At 50.4% G+C, this 21,711-nt stretch carries 18 protein-coding genes; 8 read left to right on the top strand and 10 right to left on the bottom strand.

Going from position 1 to position 21,711, the window contains the following annotated elements; all coding sequences use genetic code 11:
- Positions 1 to 2: 2 nt before the first annotated feature.
- The 7 genes from EG028_RS23775 to EG028_RS23745 form a co-directional block, all read right to left on the bottom strand.
- Entirely contained in the window at positions 3 to 626 is a 624-nt protein-coding gene (locus EG028_RS23775; protein ID WP_120518670.1) for a hypothetical protein, read from the bottom strand.
- A gap of 38 nt (positions 627 to 664) precedes the next feature.
- Positions 665 to 1,216 (bottom strand): RNA polymerase sigma factor, encoded by a 552-nt coding sequence (locus tag EG028_RS23770; RefSeq protein WP_120518671.1) that lies wholly within the window; start codon positions 1,214 to 1,216, stop codon positions 665 to 667.
- A 144-nt stretch (positions 1,217 to 1,360) separates the two neighbouring features.
- Positions 1,361 to 2,323 (bottom strand): transketolase family protein, encoded by a 963-nt coding sequence (locus tag EG028_RS23765; RefSeq protein ID WP_120518672.1) that lies wholly within the window; start codon positions 2,321 to 2,323, stop codon positions 1,361 to 1,363.
- A gap of 44 nt (positions 2,324 to 2,367) precedes the next feature.
- Positions 2,368 to 3,399: a UDP-glucose 4-epimerase GalE gene (gene galE, locus EG028_RS23760; RefSeq protein WP_120518673.1), complete on the bottom strand. Its 1,032-nt coding sequence runs from the start codon at positions 3,397 to 3,399 to the stop codon at positions 2,368 to 2,370.
- Positions 3,400 to 3,410: 11 nt separating this feature from the next.
- The gene (gene rfbA, locus EG028_RS23755; RefSeq protein ID WP_120518674.1) at positions 3,411 to 4,271 is read right to left on the bottom strand and encodes a glucose-1-phosphate thymidylyltransferase RfbA; all 861 of its coding nucleotides are present in this window, start codon (positions 4,269 to 4,271) and stop codon (positions 3,411 to 3,413) included.
- A gap of 132 nt (positions 4,272 to 4,403) precedes the next feature.
- Positions 4,404 to 5,417, bottom strand: a complete 1,014-nt coding sequence (locus EG028_RS23750; RefSeq protein WP_120518675.1) for an inorganic phosphate transporter — start codon at positions 5,415 to 5,417, stop codon at positions 4,404 to 4,406.
- A 17-nt stretch (positions 5,418 to 5,434) separates the two neighbouring features.
- Positions 5,435 to 6,085, bottom strand: coding sequence for a DUF47 domain-containing protein (locus tag EG028_RS23745; RefSeq protein WP_120518676.1), 651 nt, complete (start codon positions 6,083 to 6,085; stop codon positions 5,435 to 5,437).
- A gap of 230 nt (positions 6,086 to 6,315) precedes the next feature.
- On the opposite strand from EG028_RS23745, the gene EG028_RS23740 reads away from it, so the two are divergent.
- From EG028_RS23740 to EG028_RS23720, 5 genes are all read left to right on the top strand, one after another.
- Positions 6,316 to 7,146 (top strand): UDP-2,3-diacylglucosamine diphosphatase, encoded by an 831-nt coding sequence (locus EG028_RS23740; protein ID WP_120518677.1) that lies wholly within the window; start codon positions 6,316 to 6,318, stop codon positions 7,144 to 7,146.
- A gap of 137 nt (positions 7,147 to 7,283) precedes the next feature.
- On the top strand, positions 7,284 to 7,631 hold the full coding sequence (locus EG028_RS23735) for a hypothetical protein (protein ID WP_148086769.1): 348 nt from the start codon (positions 7,284 to 7,286) through the stop codon (positions 7,629 to 7,631).
- 192 nt (positions 7,632 to 7,823) lie between these two features.
- The gene (locus EG028_RS23730) at positions 7,824 to 10,655 is read left to right on the top strand and encodes a TonB-dependent receptor (protein WP_120518679.1); all 2,832 of its coding nucleotides are present in this window, start codon (positions 7,824 to 7,826) and stop codon (positions 10,653 to 10,655) included.
- Between the two features lie 111 nt (positions 10,656 to 10,766).
- Positions 10,767 to 12,167 carry a hypothetical protein gene (locus tag EG028_RS23725; RefSeq protein WP_120518680.1) on the top strand — a complete coding sequence of 467 codons (1,401 nt, stop codon included), beginning with the start codon at positions 10,767 to 10,769 and terminating at the stop codon, positions 12,165 to 12,167.
- Between the two features lie 91 nt (positions 12,168 to 12,258).
- Positions 12,259 to 13,596 (top strand): porin, encoded by a 1,338-nt coding sequence (locus EG028_RS23720; protein ID WP_206614507.1) that lies wholly within the window; start codon positions 12,259 to 12,261, stop codon positions 13,594 to 13,596.
- A gap of 3 nt (positions 13,597 to 13,599) precedes the next feature.
- Here EG028_RS23720 and EG028_RS23715 read toward each other — a convergent pair whose 3' ends face one another.
- The 3 genes from EG028_RS23715 to EG028_RS23705 all read right to left on the bottom strand — a co-directional run bounded on the left by EG028_RS23715 (position 13,600) and on the right by EG028_RS23705 (position 15,977).
- Positions 13,600 to 14,019: a hypothetical protein gene (locus tag EG028_RS23715; RefSeq protein WP_120518681.1), complete on the bottom strand. Its 420-nt coding sequence runs from the start codon at positions 14,017 to 14,019 to the stop codon at positions 13,600 to 13,602.
- A 90-nt stretch (positions 14,020 to 14,109) separates the two neighbouring features.
- Complete coding sequence (locus tag EG028_RS23710; protein WP_162946609.1) at positions 14,110 to 15,162, bottom strand: sensor histidine kinase; 1,053 nt, start codon at positions 15,160 to 15,162, stop codon at positions 14,110 to 14,112.
- Between the two features lie 131 nt (positions 15,163 to 15,293).
- Complete coding sequence (locus tag EG028_RS23705) at positions 15,294 to 15,977, bottom strand: response regulator transcription factor (RefSeq protein ID WP_162946610.1); 684 nt, start codon at positions 15,975 to 15,977, stop codon at positions 15,294 to 15,296.
- A gap of 252 nt (positions 15,978 to 16,229) precedes the next feature.
- On the opposite strand from EG028_RS23705, the gene EG028_RS23700 reads away from it, so the two are divergent.
- The 3 genes from EG028_RS23700 to atpB all read left to right on the top strand — a co-directional run bounded on the left by EG028_RS23700 (position 16,230) and on the right by atpB (position 21,676).
- Complete coding sequence (locus EG028_RS23700; RefSeq protein ID WP_120518683.1) at positions 16,230 to 18,416, top strand: hypothetical protein; 2,187 nt, start codon at positions 16,230 to 16,232, stop codon at positions 18,414 to 18,416.
- A 62-nt stretch (positions 18,417 to 18,478) separates the two neighbouring features.
- The gene (locus EG028_RS23695; protein WP_120518684.1) at positions 18,479 to 20,242 is read left to right on the top strand and encodes an ABC transporter ATP-binding protein; all 1,764 of its coding nucleotides are present in this window, start codon (positions 18,479 to 18,481) and stop codon (positions 20,240 to 20,242) included.
- Between the two features lie 288 nt (positions 20,243 to 20,530).
- On the top strand, positions 20,531 to 21,676 hold the full coding sequence (gene atpB, locus EG028_RS23690) for a F0F1 ATP synthase subunit A (RefSeq protein WP_120518685.1): 1,146 nt from the start codon (positions 20,531 to 20,533) through the stop codon (positions 21,674 to 21,676).
- The last annotated feature ends 35 nt before the right edge of the window (positions 21,677 to 21,711 follow it).

Genomic DNA, 21,711 nt, shown 5'->3' with positions numbered 1-21,711 from the left:
GATCATTGATTAAAGGGTATTTCCTGTAAAAGATTTTCCTCCAGCATCTTGTCTATCTCCTCGTTGGTGAGCTCGTCGGGCAATACGGAAGGCATGTCTTCGTCCAGGGAAACATTGGTAAAGATATTCTCATTGTCAAATTCGTCTGTATTGTATTGAAGATAATCCACGATCTCCTGGTCGCTGATCTGCGCCAGCTGCCTGTCCAGCGCGTTGCCGGAGTATTCTCTTGCGAGGAATACCGCGCCCACGCTGATGATGCCTGCAATGGAGGCGGCCACGAGGCAGCGTTTGAACAGTCTGATCCGTTTATTCAGCGGCAGGATCTTGGCGGTAGGCTCCGCATCCTTGTTCTGCACCATCTTCCGGTCCAGCTCGCTGAAGTAACCCGGGGGCGCATTATAAGGCGTTTTGCGGGGCAGCCCGGCGAGGGTGGGAGACAAGGTCGCCAGTTCGGATTCCACCTCCTCAGTGTTCTCTATTTGCCGGATATGCGTCATCAGTTGCCCGGGGAACCGGCCAAAGTACCCGTATGGCAGGTCAAAATCCGGCGGGTGGCCCAGGGGCCCCATTTCCGGAGCTACCTGCCCCAGTTCTTCCACGATATCTTTTCCTTTGGGTGACATATCTATTAAGACGTTTATTATCCCTGAGGGTTTAATAATCAATTATTTTTAAGGAATTCTTCCACCTTTTTCACCGCATGATGATAGGAAGCCTTGAGCGCGCCCTCCGAAGTCTCCAGCACCCGGCTCATTTCTTCATATGGCATTTCATCGTAATAACGGAGATTAAATACCGCCCGCTGTTTTTCGGGCAGTGCAAGGATGGCGTTCTGTAATTTCCATTCTATTTTTCCCACATCGTAATGCGGGTCCGACTGCAGTTTATTCGCCAGGCCCGTCTCCACGTCCGAAAGGGAAATGGCGGACTTGCGCTTCAGCTGCTCCAGGAATGTGAGACTTTCGTTTGTGGCGATCTTATACAGCCATGTGTACAGACGGGCATCCTCCCGGAAGTTCTCCAGGTTCTTCCATACTTTGATGAATACGTTCTGCAAAACGTCGTTGGCGTCATCATGATCTATCACCAGGCGCCTGATGTGCCAGTACAACCTCTCCTGGTATTTCCGCACGATGAGCGTAAATCCCTTTTCCTTTGTATCCGGTTCCCTGAAAAGCGCCAGTAGTTCTTTATCTTCTTGCGTTACTGCCATAGGCGGTTAAACAGTGTGTTGATGTATCCATGGATGGATGTGTAGACTATAAATATACCATTATCCATGGAATCAGCTTTATAAACGGAAAAAACCATCACTAGGATGGTTTTTTACACGTAAGGTTTAATGCCTTCAGAAATATTAACCTTTTTTACGGGCGATGGCTTTTTCGGCCGCTTCCACGATCTGGGGGGTATCCAGGCCGTATTTTTTCAGCAGGTCCGTAGGTTTGCCGCTTTCGCCGAAGGTATCTTTGGTACCGATGTATTCGATGGGGATGGGCAGGTGGCGGGCCGCTACCTGTGCAATGCTGTCTCCCAGGCCGCCGAGCACGTTATGTTCTTCGGCGGTCACCGCGCAGCGGGTCTTGGTGATGGATCTGATCACCGCTTCCTCGTCCAGCGGCTTGATCGTGTGGATATTGATCAGTTCCACGCTATAGCCTTTTTCTTCGAGGATGCGGCCTGCTTCCACGCATTTCCATACCAGGTGGCCGCAGGCGAACAGGGTGATGTCTGTGCCTTCGTTCAGCACCTGGGCCTTGCCGATCTCAAATTTCTGGTCTTCGGCGGTGAAATTCGGCCATTTCGGGCGGCCAAAACGGAGATATACGGGGCCTTCATAGTCTGCAACGGCTATGGTGGCAGCTTTTGTCTGGTTAAAGTCGCAGGGCACGATCACCGTCATACCGGGCAGCATTTTCATCATGCCGATGTCTTCCAGTATCTGGTGGGTGGCGCCGTCTTCCCCGAGGGTAAGGCCCGCGTGGGATGCGCAGATCTTCACGTTTTTGCCTGAATAGGCAACGCTCTGGCGGATCTGGTCGTATACGCGGCCGGTGGAGAAGTTAGCAAAAGTGGTGGTATACGGAATTTTGCCGCCAATGGTCATACCTGCCGCCACGCCGATCATATTGGCTTCGGCGATGCCGCATTGTACAAAGCGGTCCGGGAATTCCTTGATGAACGCCTGGAGTTTCATGGAGCCCAGCAGGTCCGCGGTAAGTGCGATCACATTGGGATTCCTTTTGCCTGCTTCAAGGATGCCCTCGCCGAATCCGCCGCGGGTTTCCTTTTCATTCAGTACTTGTATATCTTTTACCATAATGCCGATAATTTATAAGCCGCAAAGCTAGTAAAATAAAAATTTTAATTGTTCAAAACCCTGTCCCTCAAAGCCACTTCCCACTGCCAGGCCGTGCGCATCATCTCCTCGATGCCCGATTTCGGATCCCAGCCCAGCTCCGTGCGGGCTTTGGTATTGTTTGCATAAATGGCTATCACATCGCCGGGGCGCTCCGCTCCCAGCTCGTAATTCAGCTTCAGGCCGGATACTTTCTCGAAAGCGTGGATGGCTTCCAGCACTGTAACGCCGGTACCGGTGCCAAGGTTGAACACTTCCAGGTTTTTGGCATTGCGTTTTTCGATCAGGTACTGCAGCGCCTTGGTATGGGCGTTTGCAATGTCCATCACATGGATATAATCGCGGATGCAGGAGCCGTCGCGGGTAGGGTAGTGGGTGCCGAACACGGTCACTTTCGGCAGTTTGCCTATGGCGGTCTGCGTGATCACCGGCACCAGGTTGTCCGGCTTGCCCAGCGGCAGCTCACCGATCAGTGCGGAAGGGTGTGCACCCACCGGGTTAAAGTAACGGAGCAGGATGCTCTGCGTAGCGTTTACCCGGCTGTAATCCTCGATGATCTGCTCGCCAATCTGTTTGGTGCGGGCATAAGGGGATTGCGCTTCGCCGAGCGGCGTTTCCTCCACTACCGGGAGTTCTGTAGCATTGCCATATACGGAGCAGGAAGAAGAAAATACGAAGTTCGGGATGTTAAATTCCTTGATGCATTTGAGCACATTCACCAGCGAGGTAAGGTTGTTCTGAAAATAGAACAGGGGATCGTTCACAGATTCGCCCACGCTTTTGAGGGCCGCAAAATGAATAACACCCACGATGTCCCGGTTTTCGTGGAACACCGCATTGGTGTCTTCCAGGTTACACAGGTCCACCTTGTAATTCCGGATCTTTTTGCCGGTGATCTTTTCCACCCCTTCGAGCAGCTGGGTGGAGCTGCGGATGTTGCTGTCTACAGACACTACGTCAAATCCGTTGTTGATAAGGTCTACGATGGTATGCGAGCCGATGAATCCGCAACCTCCGGTAACGAGGACTTTTTGCATATTATATATCGTTATTTAATCAGGTTCATCAGGTAAGTGCCGTACCCGCTTTTTACGAGGGGTTTGGCCAGTTGTTCCAGTTGTGTTTTGTCTACAAATCCTTTCCGGAAAGCGATCTCTTCGATACAGGCGATCTTGATACCCTGCCGCTGCTCGATCACCTGTACAAACAGGGAGGCCTGCATCAGGGAATCGAAGGTGCCGGTGTCCAGCCAGGCGGTGCCGCGGGGCAGGATGGATACCTTGAGCTTGCCCCTCCTGAGGTACTCGCGGTTCACGTCCGTGATCTCATATTCCCCGCGCGGGCTGGGCTGGAGATCTTCGGCGATGGCCACCACGTCATTGTCATAGAAGTAGAGTCCCGGCACGGCATAGCTCGATTTGGGCTTTTCAGGTTTTTCTTCTATGCTCACGGCTTTCATATCCTGGTCAAACTCCACCACGCCGTACCGCTCGGGGTCCGATACCTGGTAGGCATACACGATGCCGCCTTCAGGCTGGGTATTGTTTGCCAGCTGGGTGCCGAGGCCCGCGCCGTAAAAGATATTATCTCCCAATACGAGGGCCACCTTGTCTTTCCCGATGAAATCCTTCCCGATCACAAAAGCCTGGGCAAGGCCGTTGGGCACTGCCTGCTCCGCATAGGAAAGTTTCAGCCCGTACTGGCCACCATCCCCGAAAAGGCGCTGAAAAGCGGGCAGATCGTGGGGAGTACTGATAATGAGTATCTCCCTGATACCGGCCAGCATCAGTGTGGAAAGGGGGTAATAGATCATGGGCTTATCATACACTGGCATGATCTGTTTGCTGATGGCATATGTAATGGGGTGAAGGCGAGTGCCGGAACCCCCTGCAAGGATAATTCCCTTCATGGATTTTCAACTATTTGGAGGCACAAAAATAGGTGGTCTGATCAATTTGCCATAAACAATTTGTTATTAACACTAAAAAAGCCGTCCCGAATGCATTCGGGACGGCTTTTCAATTATTTTAACCGTAAAAGGCTAGATGAACAGGTTTACGACGAAGTAGACGCCGGAAGCCAGCAGCGCACTGATGGGAATGGTGAGTATCCAGGCCCAGAGCAGGTTCACCGTTACCCCCCAGCGTACCGCGGAGAGGCGTTTGGTAGCGCCCACGCCGATGATGGCGCCGGTGATGGTGTGGGTGGTGCTCACAGGGATACCGAAGGTTTCCGTGAGGTACAGGGTGAGTGCGCCCGCGGTTTCGGCGCTCACGCCTTCCAGCGGGGTCACCTTGGTAATGCGGGTACCCATGGTTTTTACGATCTTCCAGCCGCCGCTGAGCGTACCGAGGCCGATGGCGGTAAAACACGCAAAAGGCACCCAGTCCGGCACGTCCATGATGGTCTTTACGCCGGGGATACCGCCGTGAGCCACCATGGCCGCCGCAATGATACCCATTACTTTCTGGGCATCGTTGCCGCCGTGGCCGAGTGAAAAGGCCGCGGAAGACACGAGCTGCAACCGTTTGAACCAGTTTTCAGCCCGGTAGGGGTTTGCTCTTTTACAGATGTTCACAATGATGACAGTGATGATGAAGGCTACCACCATGCCTATGAAAGGAGCGAGTACGATGAAATATACCGTGGGTAATACTTTAGCGTAGTTGATCACGTCAAAGGAGCCGCCTGCGTTTGCCACGGCCGCGCCGATGAACCCGCCGATCAGGGTGTGGGACGAGCTGGAAGGGATACCGTACCACCAGGTGAGGAGGTTCCAGGAAATAGCGGCCACCAGCCCGGAGAAGATCACTTTAAGGGTGATGGCTTCTTCGAAAACGGACTTGGCGATGGTATTACCCACCTTAAATTCCCCGTAAATGTATTTGGAAACAAAAAAGGCTGCAAAGTTGAAAAGGGCCGCCCACAATACCGCCTGAAACGGCGTGAGCACCTTGGTGGACACAATCGTGGCAATAGAGTTTGCCGCATCGTGGAAACCATTGATATAATCAAAAATGAAAGCCAGTATGATAATTACTACTAGAAAAGCCATGAGGATTCAGTTTGCGGCTATGCGTATTTGATGATGATGGTTTCTATCACATTGGCGGAATCTTCGCACTTGTCGGTAGCGATTTCCAGCGCCTGATAGATCTCGCGCATCTTGATGAGCTCCACGGCATTGCTTTCCTGCTCAAACAGGTCCGCAATAGCACGGTCATAGATATCATCCGCATGGTTCTCAAGGCTGTTGATCTTTACACAGGCATCGGTGATGATCCTCATATTGCTCATGGTACGCATTTCGGGGATAGCGCGGGCAAGCTCCTGCACACCTTCATTGATGAGCTGTGCGAGCTTACGGATGCTGTCATTCATCTCGGTCACCTTGTAAATATCAATACGTTTGGCCGATCCGTGGATATAATCCGCCACATCATCCAGCGTGGATGCCAGGTAGTGAATATCCTCCCGGTCGAACGGGGTAATGAAGTTCTGGCCCAATTCTACGAAAATACGATGGGTATAGTCATCGTTTTTATGTTCCAGCCGCTCGATCAGGTGCACTTTGTCCTTCCTGACAGATAAGTCTTTGGTTTCCACCAGTTCCACGAGCACCTGACCCATTTCTACCAGGTTAGCCGCCACGTCTTCAAAAAGTGAATAGAATACCCTGTCTTTCGGCATGAACAGTTTAACAATAGAATTAAAGCCTCCCATATTAGTTTGTTGTTTGTTGAGAATTTGCCGCAAAATTAGCTTTCTGTAAGTATAGGAGCCAAGAAATTTTCAGAATTAATGTTTTGGTAACACTGTAGTAATATAAAAGTAATATAGCATTTTTTCCTTTGCATAAGAAAAAAGAGGGCTCCGGTATACCCGAACACATAACTAACAAAGATTATATTAAATAGTTTGATCAAGACCGGATTTTCCCGAATAACTGAAAAATGTCCGACAAACGACCATTAGATATAGTTGTCATTTCCGACGTACACCTCGGGATTTACGGCTGTCACGCAAAAGAGCTCGTCCAGTACCTGGACGCTATTGATCCACGGATACTTATACTGAACGGGGATATCATCGATATCTGGCAGTTCAGTAAACGGTACTTCCCGAAGTCCCATACCAAAGTGATCCGCCGTATCCTCAAAATGATCGGCAAAGGAACGGAAGTATATTATCTCACGGGCAACCACGACGAAGCCCTGCGTAAATATGCCGGGTTTGGCCTCAGCAATTTTGTGATAGACAACAAACTGATCCTGGAAGTGGACGGCAAAAGACATTGGTTTTTTCATGGGGATGTGTACGATGTGACCATGAAAAATTCCAAATGGCTGGCCAAACTGGGGGGCAAAGGGTACGATATCCTTATTATTATCAACCGCCTGGTGAATCACCTGCTCGAAAAAATGGGCCGGGAAAAGATGTCTTTTTCCAAAAAAGTGAAAGAAGGGGTGAAACAGGCGGTGAAATTTATCTCGGATTTTGAACAGACGGTGGTGGAGATAGCCGTGGACAAGCAGTTTGATGTAGTATGCTGCGGCCACATCCACCAGCCGGAGATTAAGAATATGAGCTTTAACGGCAAAACGATCACTTATCTGAACTCAGGCGACTGGGTGGAGAGTCTTACCTCCCTGGAATATCACCAGGGCGAATGGAAACTCTACCAGCACGCGGAAAAGAAAGCTCACCAGCCGGAGGAAGAGGAAGAGACGAGCCTGATGGAATGGGCGGCGGTGGCAAAAGTAGTTACTTTCCCTGCTACCTGATGTAACCTGGCCGTACAATTAAGAACCAGAGAATTATATGTAGAATTAACCTTGCGGTAATATTTAATTAACCTTACCTACGTAAGTTTGGGAAACCAGCTAGAATATTGATGAAGACGCTCAAGTTACATCCATTAATGACGATATCCTTATTACAGATGCAGATACAGCGGTTGCTTCATTGCAACGCGGCTGTGTATATTCACCATTCCCTGGCGAATGCATTTGATACGCTCCGCGAAGCGGGGCTGGAGGAGGAAGTCATGGTGGAACATCCTATCGATGAAACACTCAGCCTCCGTGAATTTGAGGAAGAACTGGAAGAAAAGTTCCATTTCACGCTTGAGCTGTGCAACCAGGACTCCAAACCATTCATGAATAAAAGCCTGCGCCTGTTCCAGATTACGCCTTGCAGCGGAAACGGGGCGGACCGGTTGCTGGATATATCTATCGAGCAGCTGACGAGGCAAAATAAAGCCAGTTGAAAACCCTAAGATTGAATACCTGGCCGGTTCTCCGGCCCGTCCTATAGACCTATACCCCATTTTTTTAACCTTCACGCACCTTGTGATTGTTAACGATTTATTAATCATTTCTTAACAATTAACATTCTGGTAATATTGGCTTAACATAGGCGTAATACCCCGAAGGTAGTTTTGCGGCATAAATAACAGATCGTGAAACGTAGTATTATCGTTGTACAATTAATCGGGATTTTATTGTTGGGATGTTTCAACGTCCAGGCACAGACAGGCACCGGCAAAGTATCCGGCAAACTTACAGACAAAAAAACGGGCGAACTGCTGATCGGCGTGACCGTACTCGTTACAGGCACCAGCAAAGGCGCGGTTACTGACGTGGAAGGCCGTTACATCATCCAGCTGGAGCCCGGCACTTATACCCTGGATTATAAATATATGGGGTATTCTACCAAATCCATTGCGGACGTAGTAGTGAAGAATGGCCAGGTGACCACGCTGGATATTGCGCTGGATGAACCCAAATCCAAAGATCTCCAGGAAGTGGTGATCCGCGGATCTTACAAACAGGAAACCATCAACGCCCTTTATGCGGCGCAGAAAAATAACCCCAGCATTTCCAGCGGTATTTCCGGTGAAAGCATCCGCCGCTCTCCGGACCGTAACACCGGCGAAGTACTGAAGCGTGTCAGCGGCGCCAGCATCCAGGATAATAAGTATATTATTGTGCGAGGCCTGAGCGACCGTTATAACACGGCCACCATCAACAACGCCATCCTGCCCAGCACTGAGCCCGACAGGAAAACATTCTCCTTCGATATCATTCCTTCCAACCTGATCGACAATATCGTGATCAACAAAACCGCATCTCCTGAAATGCCCGGTGAATTTGCCGGCGGCCTGGTGCAAGTTTTCACGAAGGACATACCTACCGAAAATTATATTTCCGTAAGCCTCGGCTATGGCTACAATACACAAAGCACTTTTAAGGATACCAAGGGCATGGAGCGCGGCAAGAACGACTGGCTCGGCTTTGACGATGGCACCCGCGAGCTGCCTGCGTCTTTCCCTTCTTCCCGCAGCAAATATGCGGTAATGCCGCTGGATAAGCAGCTGAGCCTTACCAGGGATTTTAAGAATACTTTTGCCACGCAGAACTTCGGCGGGGCACTGCCCACGCAGAACTACCAGCTTACCTGGGGCAATCGCATCCGCCTGAAAAAAGACGGCTCATTCGGCAGCATCATCAGTCTCACTTATCGCAATGCAGAGAATATTCAGCCTGGAAGCCGCTATGACTATGACTTTACCAAGGCCGCCAGCTATCGCTTTACTGATGACATCTATAAATATAATACCAGCATCGGCGCCATTGCCAACTTTACTTATGTGAAAGGCAACAATAAGATATCCTTCAAAAATATCTTCAACCGTATTCTGGACAACAATTTCACCGACCGTGCCGGTGTAAACTACGATAATAACAATGACCTGCTGGTAACCAGCCAGGAATTGGTGATGAAAACCCTGCTGAATTCCCAGCTGGAAGGCAGCCATAAGTTGAATAAGAAAGACTGGAAGCTGGACTGGAACCTGAACTATTCATTGATAGACCGCAACCAGCCGGATATGAAAATATTGTCTTATGGTAAAGGCCTCGGCAGCGCCGAACGATACGAGGCCCAGGTGCCCTTTGGTTCCGCATCCAGACAGGCTTCCCGTTTTTATTCCCTGCTTACAGAAGACAACATCGGCGGTACCGCTTCTTTGACGATACCTTTCAATATTTCAGATGTAAAACAGAGTGTGAAAATTGGTGGACAGAAGCTCTACAGGCAGCGTGATTTCAACGCCAGGGTACTGGGGTACATATGGTCAGCCTACTCAGGTTATAATGAATCCCTTAAATACCTCCCTACGGGTGAAATATTCGCAGACGAAAATATTGTGAACAATGGTTTTGTGATGAACGATATCACCAATAACTCCGACAGATACTCCGCTAATACGGACCTGATGGCCGGCTATATACAGTTCGACAACAAGATAGGCGACAAATGGAGGTTCGTTTGGGGCGGCAGAGGTGAATCTTATTACCAGTATATTAAAACGGCAGATGCAACCGGCAAGACCATCAAAAAAGACATCACTTATTTCGATTTCCTGCCTTCCGCCAATATCTCCTATGCGCTGAACGAAAAGTCTAACCTTCGTTTGTCCGGCTCCAGGACGGTGAGCCGCCCGGAACTGCGTGAGTTGAGCAATTTCGTCTACTACGATTTTATTACCTACAGCATGGTTCAGGGTAACACGGATCTGAAACGCGCCAATATCACGAACATTGATTTCCGTTATGAGCTTTACCCCGGTGTGGGCGAAGCAATTACCGGTTCAGTGTTTTATAAACAATTCAAAGACGCCATTGAACAGTACGTGGATCCGGGATCGACACCGAACAGACGCCTGCTGCTGTTCAGAAACGCGCCTTCCGCTTCCGCTCTCGGCTTTGAAGTGGAACTGAGGAAAAAACTGGACTTTATCAGCTCCGAGCCTTTCTTTGACCGCATGACGGCGTTCACCAACTTCTCCTATATCCATTCAACAGTAGACCTGCAAGGGTATACATCAGATGGTAATGCGCGCGCTCTTCAGGGCCAGAGCCCCTACCTGGTTAACGCGGGACTGCAATACGCGGCTGAAGACAATGATTTTGTGGTGGGCGTATTATATAACAAGATTGGTCCGCGCATCTACCTTGTAGGTTTTAAAGACTACGCGGATATTTATGAGAATGGCCGTAATATCCTTGATTTCCAGGTTGCGAAGAAGGTGATCAAGAAAAAAGGAGAACTGCGCCTGAACGTGAGCGATATTCTGAACAATGAAGCCGTTTTCTATCAGAACCCGGTTGGCGCAGATAAGAAAAGCTATCAGAAAAATAGCGACGACCAGGTAATCAGCACGTTCAAATATGGCACTAACGTGTCTCTTACTTTCACCTATCAATTCGGATTAGGAAAGAAGAAATAAGATGTAATTACAGGCGCCTTAACAATTTGGTAACGCTTTGTTAAAGTACCTGTAACATTTAACCAACACCTTTGCGGAGCATATTCACCGAAAATTAAAAACTGAGTACTAATGAAACTTGCAAAATTTCTTGCCTTTACATTTGGCGCAGCTGTGTTATTGTCTGCTTGCCGCAATAACGACACGGACGATGACGACATGGACCCAATACTGCCTGAAACCCTCGTGGGCGATATCACGACCAGCAAAACACTGACCAATGACAGGGTATGGATTTTAAAAGGTCAGGTGAAGGTTAAAAATGACGCGATCCTTACTATTCAGGAGGGTACCGTGATCAAGAGTGACGTCACTGAAAAAGGTTCCCTGATCATTACACGCGGCAGCAAGCTGATGGCTGTAGGTACTGTAGATAAGCCAATTGTATTTACTTCCGGTAAAGCAGCCGGCAGCCGTGGTCCTGGCGACTGGGGCGGTATTGTGCTGCTTGGTAAAGCGCCGACCAATAAAGTTGAACCCCAGATCGAAGGTGGTATCGGCGAGAAATATGGTGGTACTGACGCGGCAGATAATTCCGGCACACTGAAATATGTGCGCATTGAATACGCTGGTATCGCAGCTTTCGCGAACTCTGAGATCAACTCCCTCACTCTCGGCGGTGTAGGCAGCGGCACTACAATTGATTATGTAATGACTGCGTATGCCAACGACGATGCTTACGAATTCTTCGGCGGCACCGTAAACCCTCGCCACCTGGTAGCCTACGCTACTGCTGATGACGATTTCGATTTCGATTTCGGATACACCGGCACTGTACAATACGCTGTAGCATTACGTGATCCTAAGTTCGTTGACCCGGGAGACGCTGGTAACGGTATTGAGTGCGATAACGACGGTCAATCCACCAACCAGACTCCGTTCACCCGCCCAGTAGTGTCCAACATGACCATCGTAGGCCCTAACGGTGCTGCTGGTACTGCCGGTAACCACAACTATGGCAATCGCTGGAGAAGAGCTACCAACCTGGTTTTCCTGAACTCTATCATCCTGGGTGCACAGAAAGGCGGCACGGCTTTCGAATCTAAACCCACCTGGGATTACTTCATGGCTAACGCGAATACTGCTTATAAAAACAATATTATCTATACAGTAGCTACTACGAAAGTAGCCACAACGGATTCTTCTACCGCCCGTCTCTTTGCAACCGGCACTTACGAAAGCCCGATGACTCCCGCCCGCAGGGATGAAATGATCCTCGACGCTTCTCAGAAGCTGATCGCCAAACTGACAGAAGTAGGTACTACTGTTGCTGCATCTGCTGACGCAGTTGGTCTGACCGATCCTTTCAACCTGGCTAATCCCAACTTCCTGCCTAAAACGGGTTCACCTGCACTGAGTGGTACATTTGCACCTTTTGCCGGTATTGAGACTGCTACCTACCGTGGCGCCTTTGGTACTACGAACTGGCTCACCGGCTGGGCTAACTTCGATCCTCAGAACAAGGTTTACTAGTCATTTCATCTGTCGATCATAATTAACGCGGCGCCCCGACGAAAGTCGGGGCGTTTTTGTTTCAAGGCGGCATTTCCTATTTTTGCGCGGTATGACAAACAGGAAGACCACCGCCCGGAAGGTAATATTGATAGTAATTTTCATATTTAGTTCGTTCGTGTCCAAAGCTCAGTTCCTGATGGACATGATCGATACCACTACCAGCCTGGGTAAGGGGATGATCTCCATGTACCTGCGTTATGACGCCCTGCGCATCAGCGGCTACATGCAGCCGCAGTTCCAGTATGCATCCGGTAAAGGCGTAGAAAGTTATGCCGGCGGCAACTTCGCGGGCAACAGCAACAACCGCTTTATGCTCCGTCGGGGCCGTGTCCGTTTTGATTACGCGCACTTCAACAAAAGGAACCGACCCACCGTGCAGTTCGTTTTCCAGTTTGACGGTACGGAGCGCGGCGTGAATATCCGCGACTTCTGGGGTCGCCTGTTCGACGGGCAGTGGGATGTTGCGGCGCTTACCATGGGTATGTTCGCCCGGCCTTTCGGTTATGAAGTGAACCTGTCCTCCGGCGACCGTGAAGCGCCAGAACGCGGCCGTATGTCGCAGATATTGATGAGAAGCGAACGCGATATGGGCGCGATGCTTACGTTTGAGCCCAGGGATAAAACGCATCCGCTTCATGCGCTTAAAATAGATATCGGTGCCTTCAACGGGCAGGGCCTGTCAGGCCCCGCGGACTTTGACAGTCACAAAGACCTTATCGCCCGCGTAGCTATGAAGCCCACCAGCATCAACCGGCAGGGATGGCTGCTGGCTGCCGGTGCCAGCGTACTATATGGCGGCATGGAGCAGTTCACAAAAGAAATTTATAACATGGGGATAGCGACCAACGGCCACCCTGATTTTGAGGTGGATTCCGCCGTGACCAATGTAGGGAAAATAGCCCCGAGGCATTATTACGGCGCGGATGCACAGCTGCTGATCCCGAACCGCAGCGGCGCCACACAGCTGAGAGCGGAATATATCCGCGGCGTACAGACCGCTACGTTTTTAGACAGTGAGACGCCCGGTGTGATACCCGTGAATCCCGCCGGTTTTGCGCCCCTGTACATCCGTAATTTCGATGGGGCATACTTTACCTTCCTGCAACACCTGGGCAGCAAAAAACACCAGCTGGTGCTCAAATACGACTGGTACGACCCGAACACGGACGTGAAAGGCCGCCAGATCGCGGAGACTTTAACCACACACCTTTCCCTTACGGACATCCGTTACGATACCTTCGGCTTCGGGTACGTGTATTATCTCAATGAAAATATGAAAGCCACCTTCTGGTTCGACCGGGTGTGGAATGAATCCACGGGCATAGAAGGGTTTGAGGACGATATTGCGGACAATGTATTCACCGCGAGGCTGCAATACCGGTTCTGAGTATTACTGCTCCCGGAAAAAATTAACGCCGTCGACCAGGATATGGCGATAAGATTTTTTCTTGATCAGTACATCGCTTTTGGTGTTATACGGATCCCTGGAAAGTTCAAACCGGACTACATCGTTGCCCATGGTGAAGATAGTTCTAAAGCTGCCGCTTTCCCCGATATCGCCTAGGTACAGCCGGGAATAGGTACTGTCTGCCGTAAAAGTCCAGCGGTCTGCCCCCATGCCGTGCCCATCCTGCATCACGTCCCCGGTTATCACCCACCGGCCCACCAGTGAATAATTTATGCCCAGGGCTTTTTCTTCCGGAGATTCGTAAGGTTTGTAGGGTACTTCTTCCACTACTACTACTTTTTCTTTTGTGCATCCGGCGGCAAGCAGGCCGGCGGTCAGTAACAGGAGATAAACATGTTTCATACGGGTAGTTTACAGGGGACAATAGTTTTAAACCACCTGTAAAACGGGCACTACATTGAAAGGTTACAAAACCAATGTTAAGTTTTGCGGTTAATTATCCTTGCCCAGTTCCAGGGTGAAACCAAAGGTGGAGCCCACCTCTATTTTACTGCGCACATTGATGGTCTGGTCGTGCGCTTCAACGATATGTTTTACGATGGCAAGGCCCAGGCCGGTACCGCCGATGTCCCTGCTGCGGGCGCGGTCCGTACGGTAAAAACGTTCAAATACACGCGGCAGATGTTCTTCAGCCATACCGATGCCGGTGTCTGAGATCTCCACCAGTACGCGTTTGCCGTCCATGTTATAAATGCTGGCGATGGTCTGCCCGTCCGGCTTACCGTATTTCACGGAGTTTTCGATGAGATTGATCAGCACCTGGCGGATCTTTTCTTTGTCCGCGTATACATGCACGGGAGCTTCGCAGCCTTTTTTGATGCTGAATTTTATTTCTTTCTGTTTGGCCTTGATGCTGAGCGTGTCAAACACATCTTTCACGAGGTCCTGTATCACGAAGATCTCTTTGTTGATGGTCATTTCACCGCTTTCGAGCTTGGATATTTCATCCAGGTCGTCTATCAGGCGGCAGAGGCGGTCAATGTTCTTGGTGGCGTTTTTGAGGAACATCTTGTTCACGGTAGGGTCTTCGATCGCCCCGTCCAGCAGGGTGTGAATATATCCCTGCACCGCGAAGATGGGGGTTTTGAGCTCGTGGGAAAGGTTCAGCAGGAACTCTTTGCGGAAAGCTTCGTTCCGGCGGAGATTGTCCAGCTCTTCTTTTTTCTGGGAAGCCCATTTTTCCACGTCTTCGCTTACCTCGTCAATAGTCTTCAGCGGCAGGATATTTTTGTTGAAAAAATCTTCCCGTTTGGAGGCCTTGGTCTGGTAAATGAATTTGTAGATCAGCTTGATCTTGCGATAGATAAAGTTCTGCAGGGTATAGAGGTACAGGTAATAGGCCACCAGGAAAGTGAGGGCGAAAGCGATAAGGGTTTCCTTGTAATTGGCGCCAATAAGAAGGCAGCCCGCGGCCATGATGGCGGAAAGTACCAGCGCTGTAAAGCCCGCCAGCTTTTGCGGCGAAAGGTTTTTTGCTTTGAACATACTCCAGAGTGAGTAATTTTTGTAATAAAGGGAAATTAAGCCAATTTTTTTACTTGCCATAATTCACGAAGCCAGGTTCACGCTCAGAGCATGCAGCGGGGAGAGGAATATACAGTGGTGGGTTACAATTATTACAGTTCGAACTTATAGCCTACGCCTTTTACGGTGGTGATCAGGTCCACGCCCAGTTTCTGGCGGATCTTGCGGATGTGTACGTCTATGGTACGGTCCCCTACGATCACTTCGGTGCCCCAAACCTGGTTCAGGATCTCGTTGCGGAGGAACACTCTGCCCGGTTTGGAAGCCAGGAGCTGGAGCAGTTCAAATTCTTTTTTGGCCAGGATGATCTCCACGCCTTTATAGGTAACGGTAAATTTTTCGCGGTCAATGATGAGGTCGCCGAGGTGCATCTGCTGTTCTTCCACTTTGTTCAGCCTGCGGAAAAGGGCGTTGATGCGGCTCACCAGTAATTTCGGCTTGATAGGTTTGGCGATATAATCGTCCGCGCCCATGTTCAGCCCTTCAATCTCACTCTTTTCATCGTTCAGCGCGGTAAGAAAAAGCACCATCGTTTCCTTGAACTCAGGCAGCTTTCGTATCTCGCGGCAGGTATCGATGCCGTTTTTGTTCGGCATCATGATATCCAGCATGATCAGGTCCGGACGGAATATTTTGGCTTTCTGGATCGCTTCTATACCATCCTTAGCGGTAACGGTATCGTACCCGGCGCTCTTCAGGTTATAGCTGATGATCTCGAGTATATCCGCTTCATCGTCTACTACCAGGATTTTTCCAACTGCAACTGAAGGTTCCATCAACATAATTTGGTTTTTAAGACGGCACAAAATTAATCAGCATATTCCCCATTCATGGAAAGATAACATTATGTAATTGTTAATTCAGGCCCGCTCTCCGCCTGTAAAGATACAGATTCCCCGCGCAAGCCCTTCACAACTGATATAATAGTTATTTCGCATTTAAATAAACCTATATGAGTAGGGTGGAATTGTTATTTAGTAATATTTGGTAGTAAATTTGCAGTATTCGAGAAGGCGTAATCATCTTATATGAGAAAAATATTACTAATCATAGCGTTAGGCATTGTATACAGTGGATGGAGCTATGGTCAGAAAGTACAGATCCCCATCAGCCGGCAGGGCTTTCATGACAATATTGACAAAGAACAGAACGCGGCTGACAAATTTGACAGCAAGCAGGACAACTTCGTGAAAGTCTCCGACGACGAAAGTATAAGCCTCCAGGTGACCAACGCCCTCCTCAAACAAGTGGATGACATCCAGACCGAAATAGAGCTGGACACAGCCATGGATCACCGCCTCAAAGTAAAATACCTCTCCGGCCTTCAGCAAACCCTCAAGGATTACAATACCAAAAGAGCGTTCAAAAAGATCGACGCGGAAGAAGCCCCCGCCATGGTACAGGCGTACCGCGCCATGATGCACGCCGATATCAAAGGCCAGAGCATCTATCCCATCGCCCGCAAGCTCAGTTTCGAAGCGGGAGAGCGCATGATAGAACCCTTTAAGGACAATAGCGGCTACGCGGAATCTCGCGCGGAGATGTTCTCCAAATACGCCTTTAAGAACCTGGAGGATATTATGCCCAAACTGGGGCCATACCTGGACTACCCCGTGACCGACTCCATCATAGCTGCCGTAGCGCGCCAGTACCCGAATAAGGTGCTCACCTACGCTACTTCCTATACACCCACCGCTTCGGCCATCCGCCGGAACAGCGACCCGCTTGTACAGCAGATCGTACAGATCGGCCGCTCTTCCCAGAGCACCAAACTGATGCCGTTCATAGACCAGCTGCTGGACGGCACCTCTACCATCAGCGACCTTGAAAGCGCCGTGAGCAACGATGACAATTATTTCCGCCAGATGGTAAAAGCCTCCATCGTACTGCAAAAACAAAAAGCCGAAGGGGGTAACCCGCTGGGACTCAAGTCTATGCAGGAGAATATGAAGGCCAAATCGCTGCGGTACATCCGCGAGATCAACGACCTGCACGACGAGTCGCACCCCGTGCGGTTCCGCATCGTGAAGGATTTTACGCCGGAAGAATTGTATTACCTGATCATCAACGGCCAGGAAGAGCTTTATACCTCCAGTTATACCAACGCCGCCAAAAACGGCCTTTACGACCAGATGATGCTGCGCATGAAACCGCCCCGCGGAGACAGCCTGCTCATGCTCGTAAGTTTCGACCGGTTTAAGAAATTCATCGCCATGGCCGCGGGCTTTAATACCCTGGACCATTTCCTGAAATCCATGGACCCGGAAAACGCCAATTACCTGATGGTGAAATTTGTGCGCAGCCTGGAGAAAACGGAAGACCTGGAAGACGCCGTGGACGTGGCCAACTCCTTTGGCAGCATCCGCGATCCCAAACTGCTGGACTTCTTACGCACCGAAGTGCGTAAAAACCTGGTGTTTGTGACCCAGAAAAAGGATAAACGCGGCATGACAATCTATGAACTGCTGAACAGCATATTCACCGAAGAAGGACAGGGCAGTGACTCTAGCTGGGCCAGCGATATGAGCGCCAAACTGAAACTCCCCCCCATCAACCACGTGGAATTCAAAGACCTGCCCAGCGACAGCGGCCGCATCTACCAGCAGGTGTTTTTCTACGGGGACGAAGACGGCATCAGCTCCTACGCCAGCTTTATGGGCAACTTCCCGCGCGGCGACTGGAGCGTGACCAAAAACAAGTACTGGACTACCATCAGCTCCATCAAAGGCAAGCCCACTACCATTTTTGCAAACAACCCGCTGGACGAACCGGAAGATAAGACCGCCATCGAAAAGCTCGCGGAGTTCCTGGACGAAAAAGACATTCATCCCACCATATTCATTCACCGCGGCCACAGTTATCATGTGAACACCACGCTGGATAACCTGCAAAGCACCGCCCGCATCGTGATCCTGGGCAGCTGCGGCGGTTATCACAACCTGGCCACCGTGCTGGAAAAGGCGCCTGAAGCGCATATCATTTCTTCCAAACAGGTTGGCACCCGCTGGGTGAACGAGCCGATCATCCGCAGCCTGGAAGACCTCGTGCGTGGCGGTAAAAATGTGGACTGGGTACAGATGTGGGCCGGCCTCAGCAAAAGGTTCGCGGCGGAACCGGCTAACAAACCCCTGTTTGACGACTATGTGCCGCCGCATAAAAACCTCGGCGCCATATTCATCAAGGCATACCGGCAGGTGATGAAAGACGAAAACTAATTACAGAAAGGGAGCAGCCGCTCCCTTTTTGCATTTTGGGATTATCCATTTACTTTTACTGAATGAACAACGGAAAGGCCAAACGTGTATTTGATTTCAGCCTGCTGAACCGGGTATTCTCTTTTGCGGCGCCTTACAAGCGCTATTTTTACGTCTCCATGTTCCTGACGGTCATGCTGGCGCTGCTGAGCCCGGTACGCCCTTACCTGATACAACTCACTGTCGATAAATACATCACGAACCAATGGACGCAGATGCTGGTGATCGTCTCCATCATCCAGATCGTCATGCTGCTGATAGAAACGGCCGTGCGGTTTTTCTTCTCCTACATTACCAACTGGCTGGGCCAGTCCGTGATCAAAGACCTGCGTGTGGCCGTGTACCGGAAAGTAACCCGCCTGAACCTTTCCTTTTTCGACAAAACCCCGATCGGTACCCTCACCACCCGCACCATCAACGATATTGAGGCCATCAACGATATTTTTTCCGAAGGCATTATCTCCATTGTGGCGGATGTGCTGATGATACTGGCCATCCTGGGCGTTATGTTCTTCGAGGACTGGCGGCTGACGCTGATCAGTCTTTCCCCTTTCCCCGTACTGATACTGGCCACTTATTGGTTCAAGGAGGCGGTGAACAAATCCTTTCACCGCGTGCGTAACGCCGTAGCCGCTTTGAATGCGTTCGTACAGGAACATATCACCGGTATGCTGGTGGTACAGGCGTTTTCAGCGGAGAACAGGGAGTTCGGGAAGTTCCGGGTGATCAATAAGGACCATCGTAAAGCCAATATAGACGCCATTTTCGCGTACTCCGTATTTTTTCCGGTGGTGGAGATCATCCTGGCTATTTCGCTGGGGCTCATGGTTTGGTGGGGTGCTAACAAAGTATTGAATTATGAGGTGACGCAGGGTGTGATGATCGCGTTCATCATGTACCTGAACATGCTGTTTCGCCCGCTGCGTATACTGGCGGATAAGTTCAATACCCTGCAAATGGGCATGGTGGCCAGCGAGCGTGTGTTTAAGGTATTGGACAGCGGGGAATACATGCCGGACCATGGCACGCATACCGCCACCGGCATGAAAGGGGAGATCAGGTTTGAAAATGTATGGTTTGCCTATACAGACGAGCGTTATGTACTGAAAGACATTTCCTTCCACGCGAAGGCCGGGCAGACGATCGCGCTGGTGGGGCATACCGGTTCCGGGAAAACCACCATCATCAGCATCCTGAACCGCCTTTACGAGATTCAGAAAGGCCGCATCACGATAGACGGGCTGCCGCTACAGGATTACCAGCTTTCCGAACTGAGAAGCCGGGTAGGAGTGGTATTGCAGGACGTGTTCCTGTTCTCCGGCTCCATCTACGACAATATCACCCTCCGCAACCCGGCCATCAGCCGGGAGCAGGTGGAGCATGCAGCCAGGCTCATCGGTATGCATGATTTTATTTTACAGCTGCCCGGCGGTTACGATTACCCGGTGATGGAGCGCGGCAGCACCCTGTCCCTTGGGCAGCGCCAGCTGATCTCGTTCATCCGCGCCCTGCTGTACGACCCCGCGGTGCTCATCCTTGACGAGGCTACCTCTTCCGTTGATACGGAATCCGAACAACTGATCCAGCACGCGATCGACAAACTGATCGCCGGCCGCACCGCCATCGTGATCGCGCACCGGCTGAGCACGATCAGCAAAGCGGACCAGATCATTGTGCTGGATAAAGGGGAGATCCGGGAAATGGGGAACCATGAGGAGCTGTTGCGGATGGAGGGGTATTATCATAAACTGTACACGATGCAGTTTCAGAAAACCCAAAGTGTATAATTCCTGAGTGTGTATCTTCTACACTAAGTTTGAAGCGCCTGTTATGTTTGGCGAAAACCCAAAGTGTGTATCTCCTACGCTAAGTTGATTGCATATTATAATATCTTAATAGGAAGAGTGTTTGCCGGCTGGTATGCTGCGGGCCGCTCCTCGTTGGACGGCCTAAGATGCTGATGTATAGCCCTTTAGCAGTGGTCGCATAATTCCACATGATCCTCGTCAGTTTTTTCATTCCCCGCTACTATTTAATATAAAATCGGTTACCTTTGCACAAAATTTCAGAAAACGGTGATTTCCTTGACTCGGTTCAAATATAAGCTGGTAGCCCTGATAACGGTGTTTTTAATGGCCGTTTCCGGCGCATTTGCCACGGCCAATGAAGGCCATGACCCCCATGCTGAAGGCGGGCACGAAGAAAAGAAAGGTTTTAACGCGAAGGAGGTGATCCTTGGCCACGTAAAGGACGCGCACGACTGGCACCTGCTGAGCGTGGGCGATTTCCACCTTACCATGCCCCTGCCGGTGATCATTTACAACCCCGCACGCGGTACTTCCATGTTTTCTTCCTCCAAATTTGAGCATGGTCATAAATCCTACGAGGGTTACCGTATAGTGGACGCCCACTACCTGGAAGCTAATCACCTGAGCCCCAAGCTGTATACCGAAGGCAAGATCATCGCGGTGGACGCAAATGACCAGCCTACCGGCGAAAAGATCTACGATCTGTCCATGACCAAAAATATTACCTCCATGATACTGGCGGCCCTGCTGCTGGTGATCCTGATGCTGAATGTGGCCAAAGCCTATAAGCTGCGCGGCAGCCGCCAGGCGCCCAAAGGCTTCCAGAGCCTCATTGAGCCGGTGATCATTTTCATGAGGGACGAAGTGGTAAAACCGAACATCCCCGGTGGTAAAGCCGACAGGTATGTTCCTTTTATCCTCACCATCTTCTTTTTTATCCTGATCAACAACCTGCTGGGCCTGCTGCCGGGCTCCGCGAACGTGACCGGTAATATCGCCGTTACCTTCGCGCTGGCGCTCATCAGCTTTGTAGCCATGATGGCTGCTACCAACAGGCATTTCTGGGGCCACATCTTCAACCCCCCGGTACCTGGTTTCGTGAAACCGATCCTGGCGCCCGTGGAGCTGATCGGTGTGTTCACCAAACCCATATCACTGATGGTCAGGCTGTTTGCCAACATCCTGGCGGGCCACATCATCATCCTGAGTATCATTTCACTGGTGTTCATCTTCGGTACGCTGAACAGGGGCATCGGTTACGGCTTCCTGCCCGTAACAATCGCGTTCAACATCGTGATGATGCTGCTGGAACTGCTGGTGGCGTTTATCCAGGCTTTTATCTTTGCGAACCTTACCGCGGTATTCATCGGCCAGGCAATGGAGCACACCGGGCATCATGACGAACATCACTAGTCAATAGTGACGGGCATCATACACTGACAACTGTT

Source organism: Chitinophaga barathri (genome assembly GCF_003807585.1).
Lineage (GTDB): Bacteria > Bacteroidota > Bacteroidia > Chitinophagales > Chitinophagaceae > Chitinophaga > Chitinophaga barathri.
This window is presented reverse-complemented; position numbering and strand designations above follow the sequence as displayed.

Bases quoted from the DNA above. Each gene is read 5' to 3' on its own strand.
- EG028_RS23740 (WP_120518677.1), top strand. From the start codon at position 6,316: ATGTCCGACAAACGACCATTAGATATAGTTGTCATTTCCGACGTACAC.
- EG028_RS23725 (WP_120518680.1), top strand. From the start codon at position 10,767: ATGAAACTTGCAAAATTTCTTGCCTTTACATTTGGCGCAGCTGTGTTA.
- EG028_RS23735 (WP_148086769.1), top strand. From the start codon at position 7,284: ATGACGATATCCTTATTACAGATGCAGATACAGCGGTTGCTTCATTGC.
- EG028_RS23775 (WP_120518670.1), bottom strand. From the start codon at position 626: ATGTCACCCAAAGGAAAAGATATCGTGGAAGAACTGGGGCAGGTAGCT.
- EG028_RS23750 (WP_120518675.1), bottom strand. From the start codon at position 5,417: ATGGCTTTTCTAGTAGTAATTATCATACTGGCTTTCATTTTTGATTAT.
- EG028_RS23715 (WP_120518681.1), bottom strand. From the start codon at position 14,019: ATGAAACATGTTTATCTCCTGTTACTGACCGCCGGCCTGCTTGCCGCC.
- EG028_RS23710 (WP_162946609.1), bottom strand. From the start codon at position 15,162: ATGTTCAAAGCAAAAAACCTTTCGCCGCAAAAGCTGGCGGGCTTTACA.
- rfbA (WP_120518674.1), bottom strand. From the start codon at position 4,271: ATGAAGGGAATTATCCTTGCAGGGGGTTCCGGCACTCGCCTTCACCCC.
- EG028_RS23765 (WP_120518672.1), bottom strand. From the start codon at position 2,323: ATGGTAAAAGATATACAAGTACTGAATGAAAAGGAAACCCGCGGCGGA.
- EG028_RS23700 (WP_120518683.1), top strand. From the start codon at position 16,230: ATGAGAAAAATATTACTAATCATAGCGTTAGGCATTGTATACAGTGGA.
- EG028_RS23745 (WP_120518676.1), bottom strand. From the start codon at position 6,085: ATGGGAGGCTTTAATTCTATTGTTAAACTGTTCATGCCGAAAGACAGG.
- EG028_RS23770 (WP_120518671.1), bottom strand. From the start codon at position 1,216: ATGGCAGTAACGCAAGAAGATAAAGAACTACTGGCGCTTTTCAGGGAA.
- EG028_RS23705 (WP_162946610.1), bottom strand. From the start codon at position 15,977: ATGGAACCTTCAGTTGCAGTTGGAAAAATCCTGGTAGTAGACGATGAA.
- EG028_RS23695 (WP_120518684.1), top strand. From the start codon at position 18,479: ATGAACAACGGAAAGGCCAAACGTGTATTTGATTTCAGCCTGCTGAAC.
- EG028_RS23720 (WP_206614507.1), top strand. From the start codon at position 12,259: ATGACAAACAGGAAGACCACCGCCCGGAAGGTAATATTGATAGTAATT.
- galE (WP_120518673.1), bottom strand. From the start codon at position 3,399: ATGCAAAAAGTCCTCGTTACCGGAGGTTGCGGATTCATCGGCTCGCAT.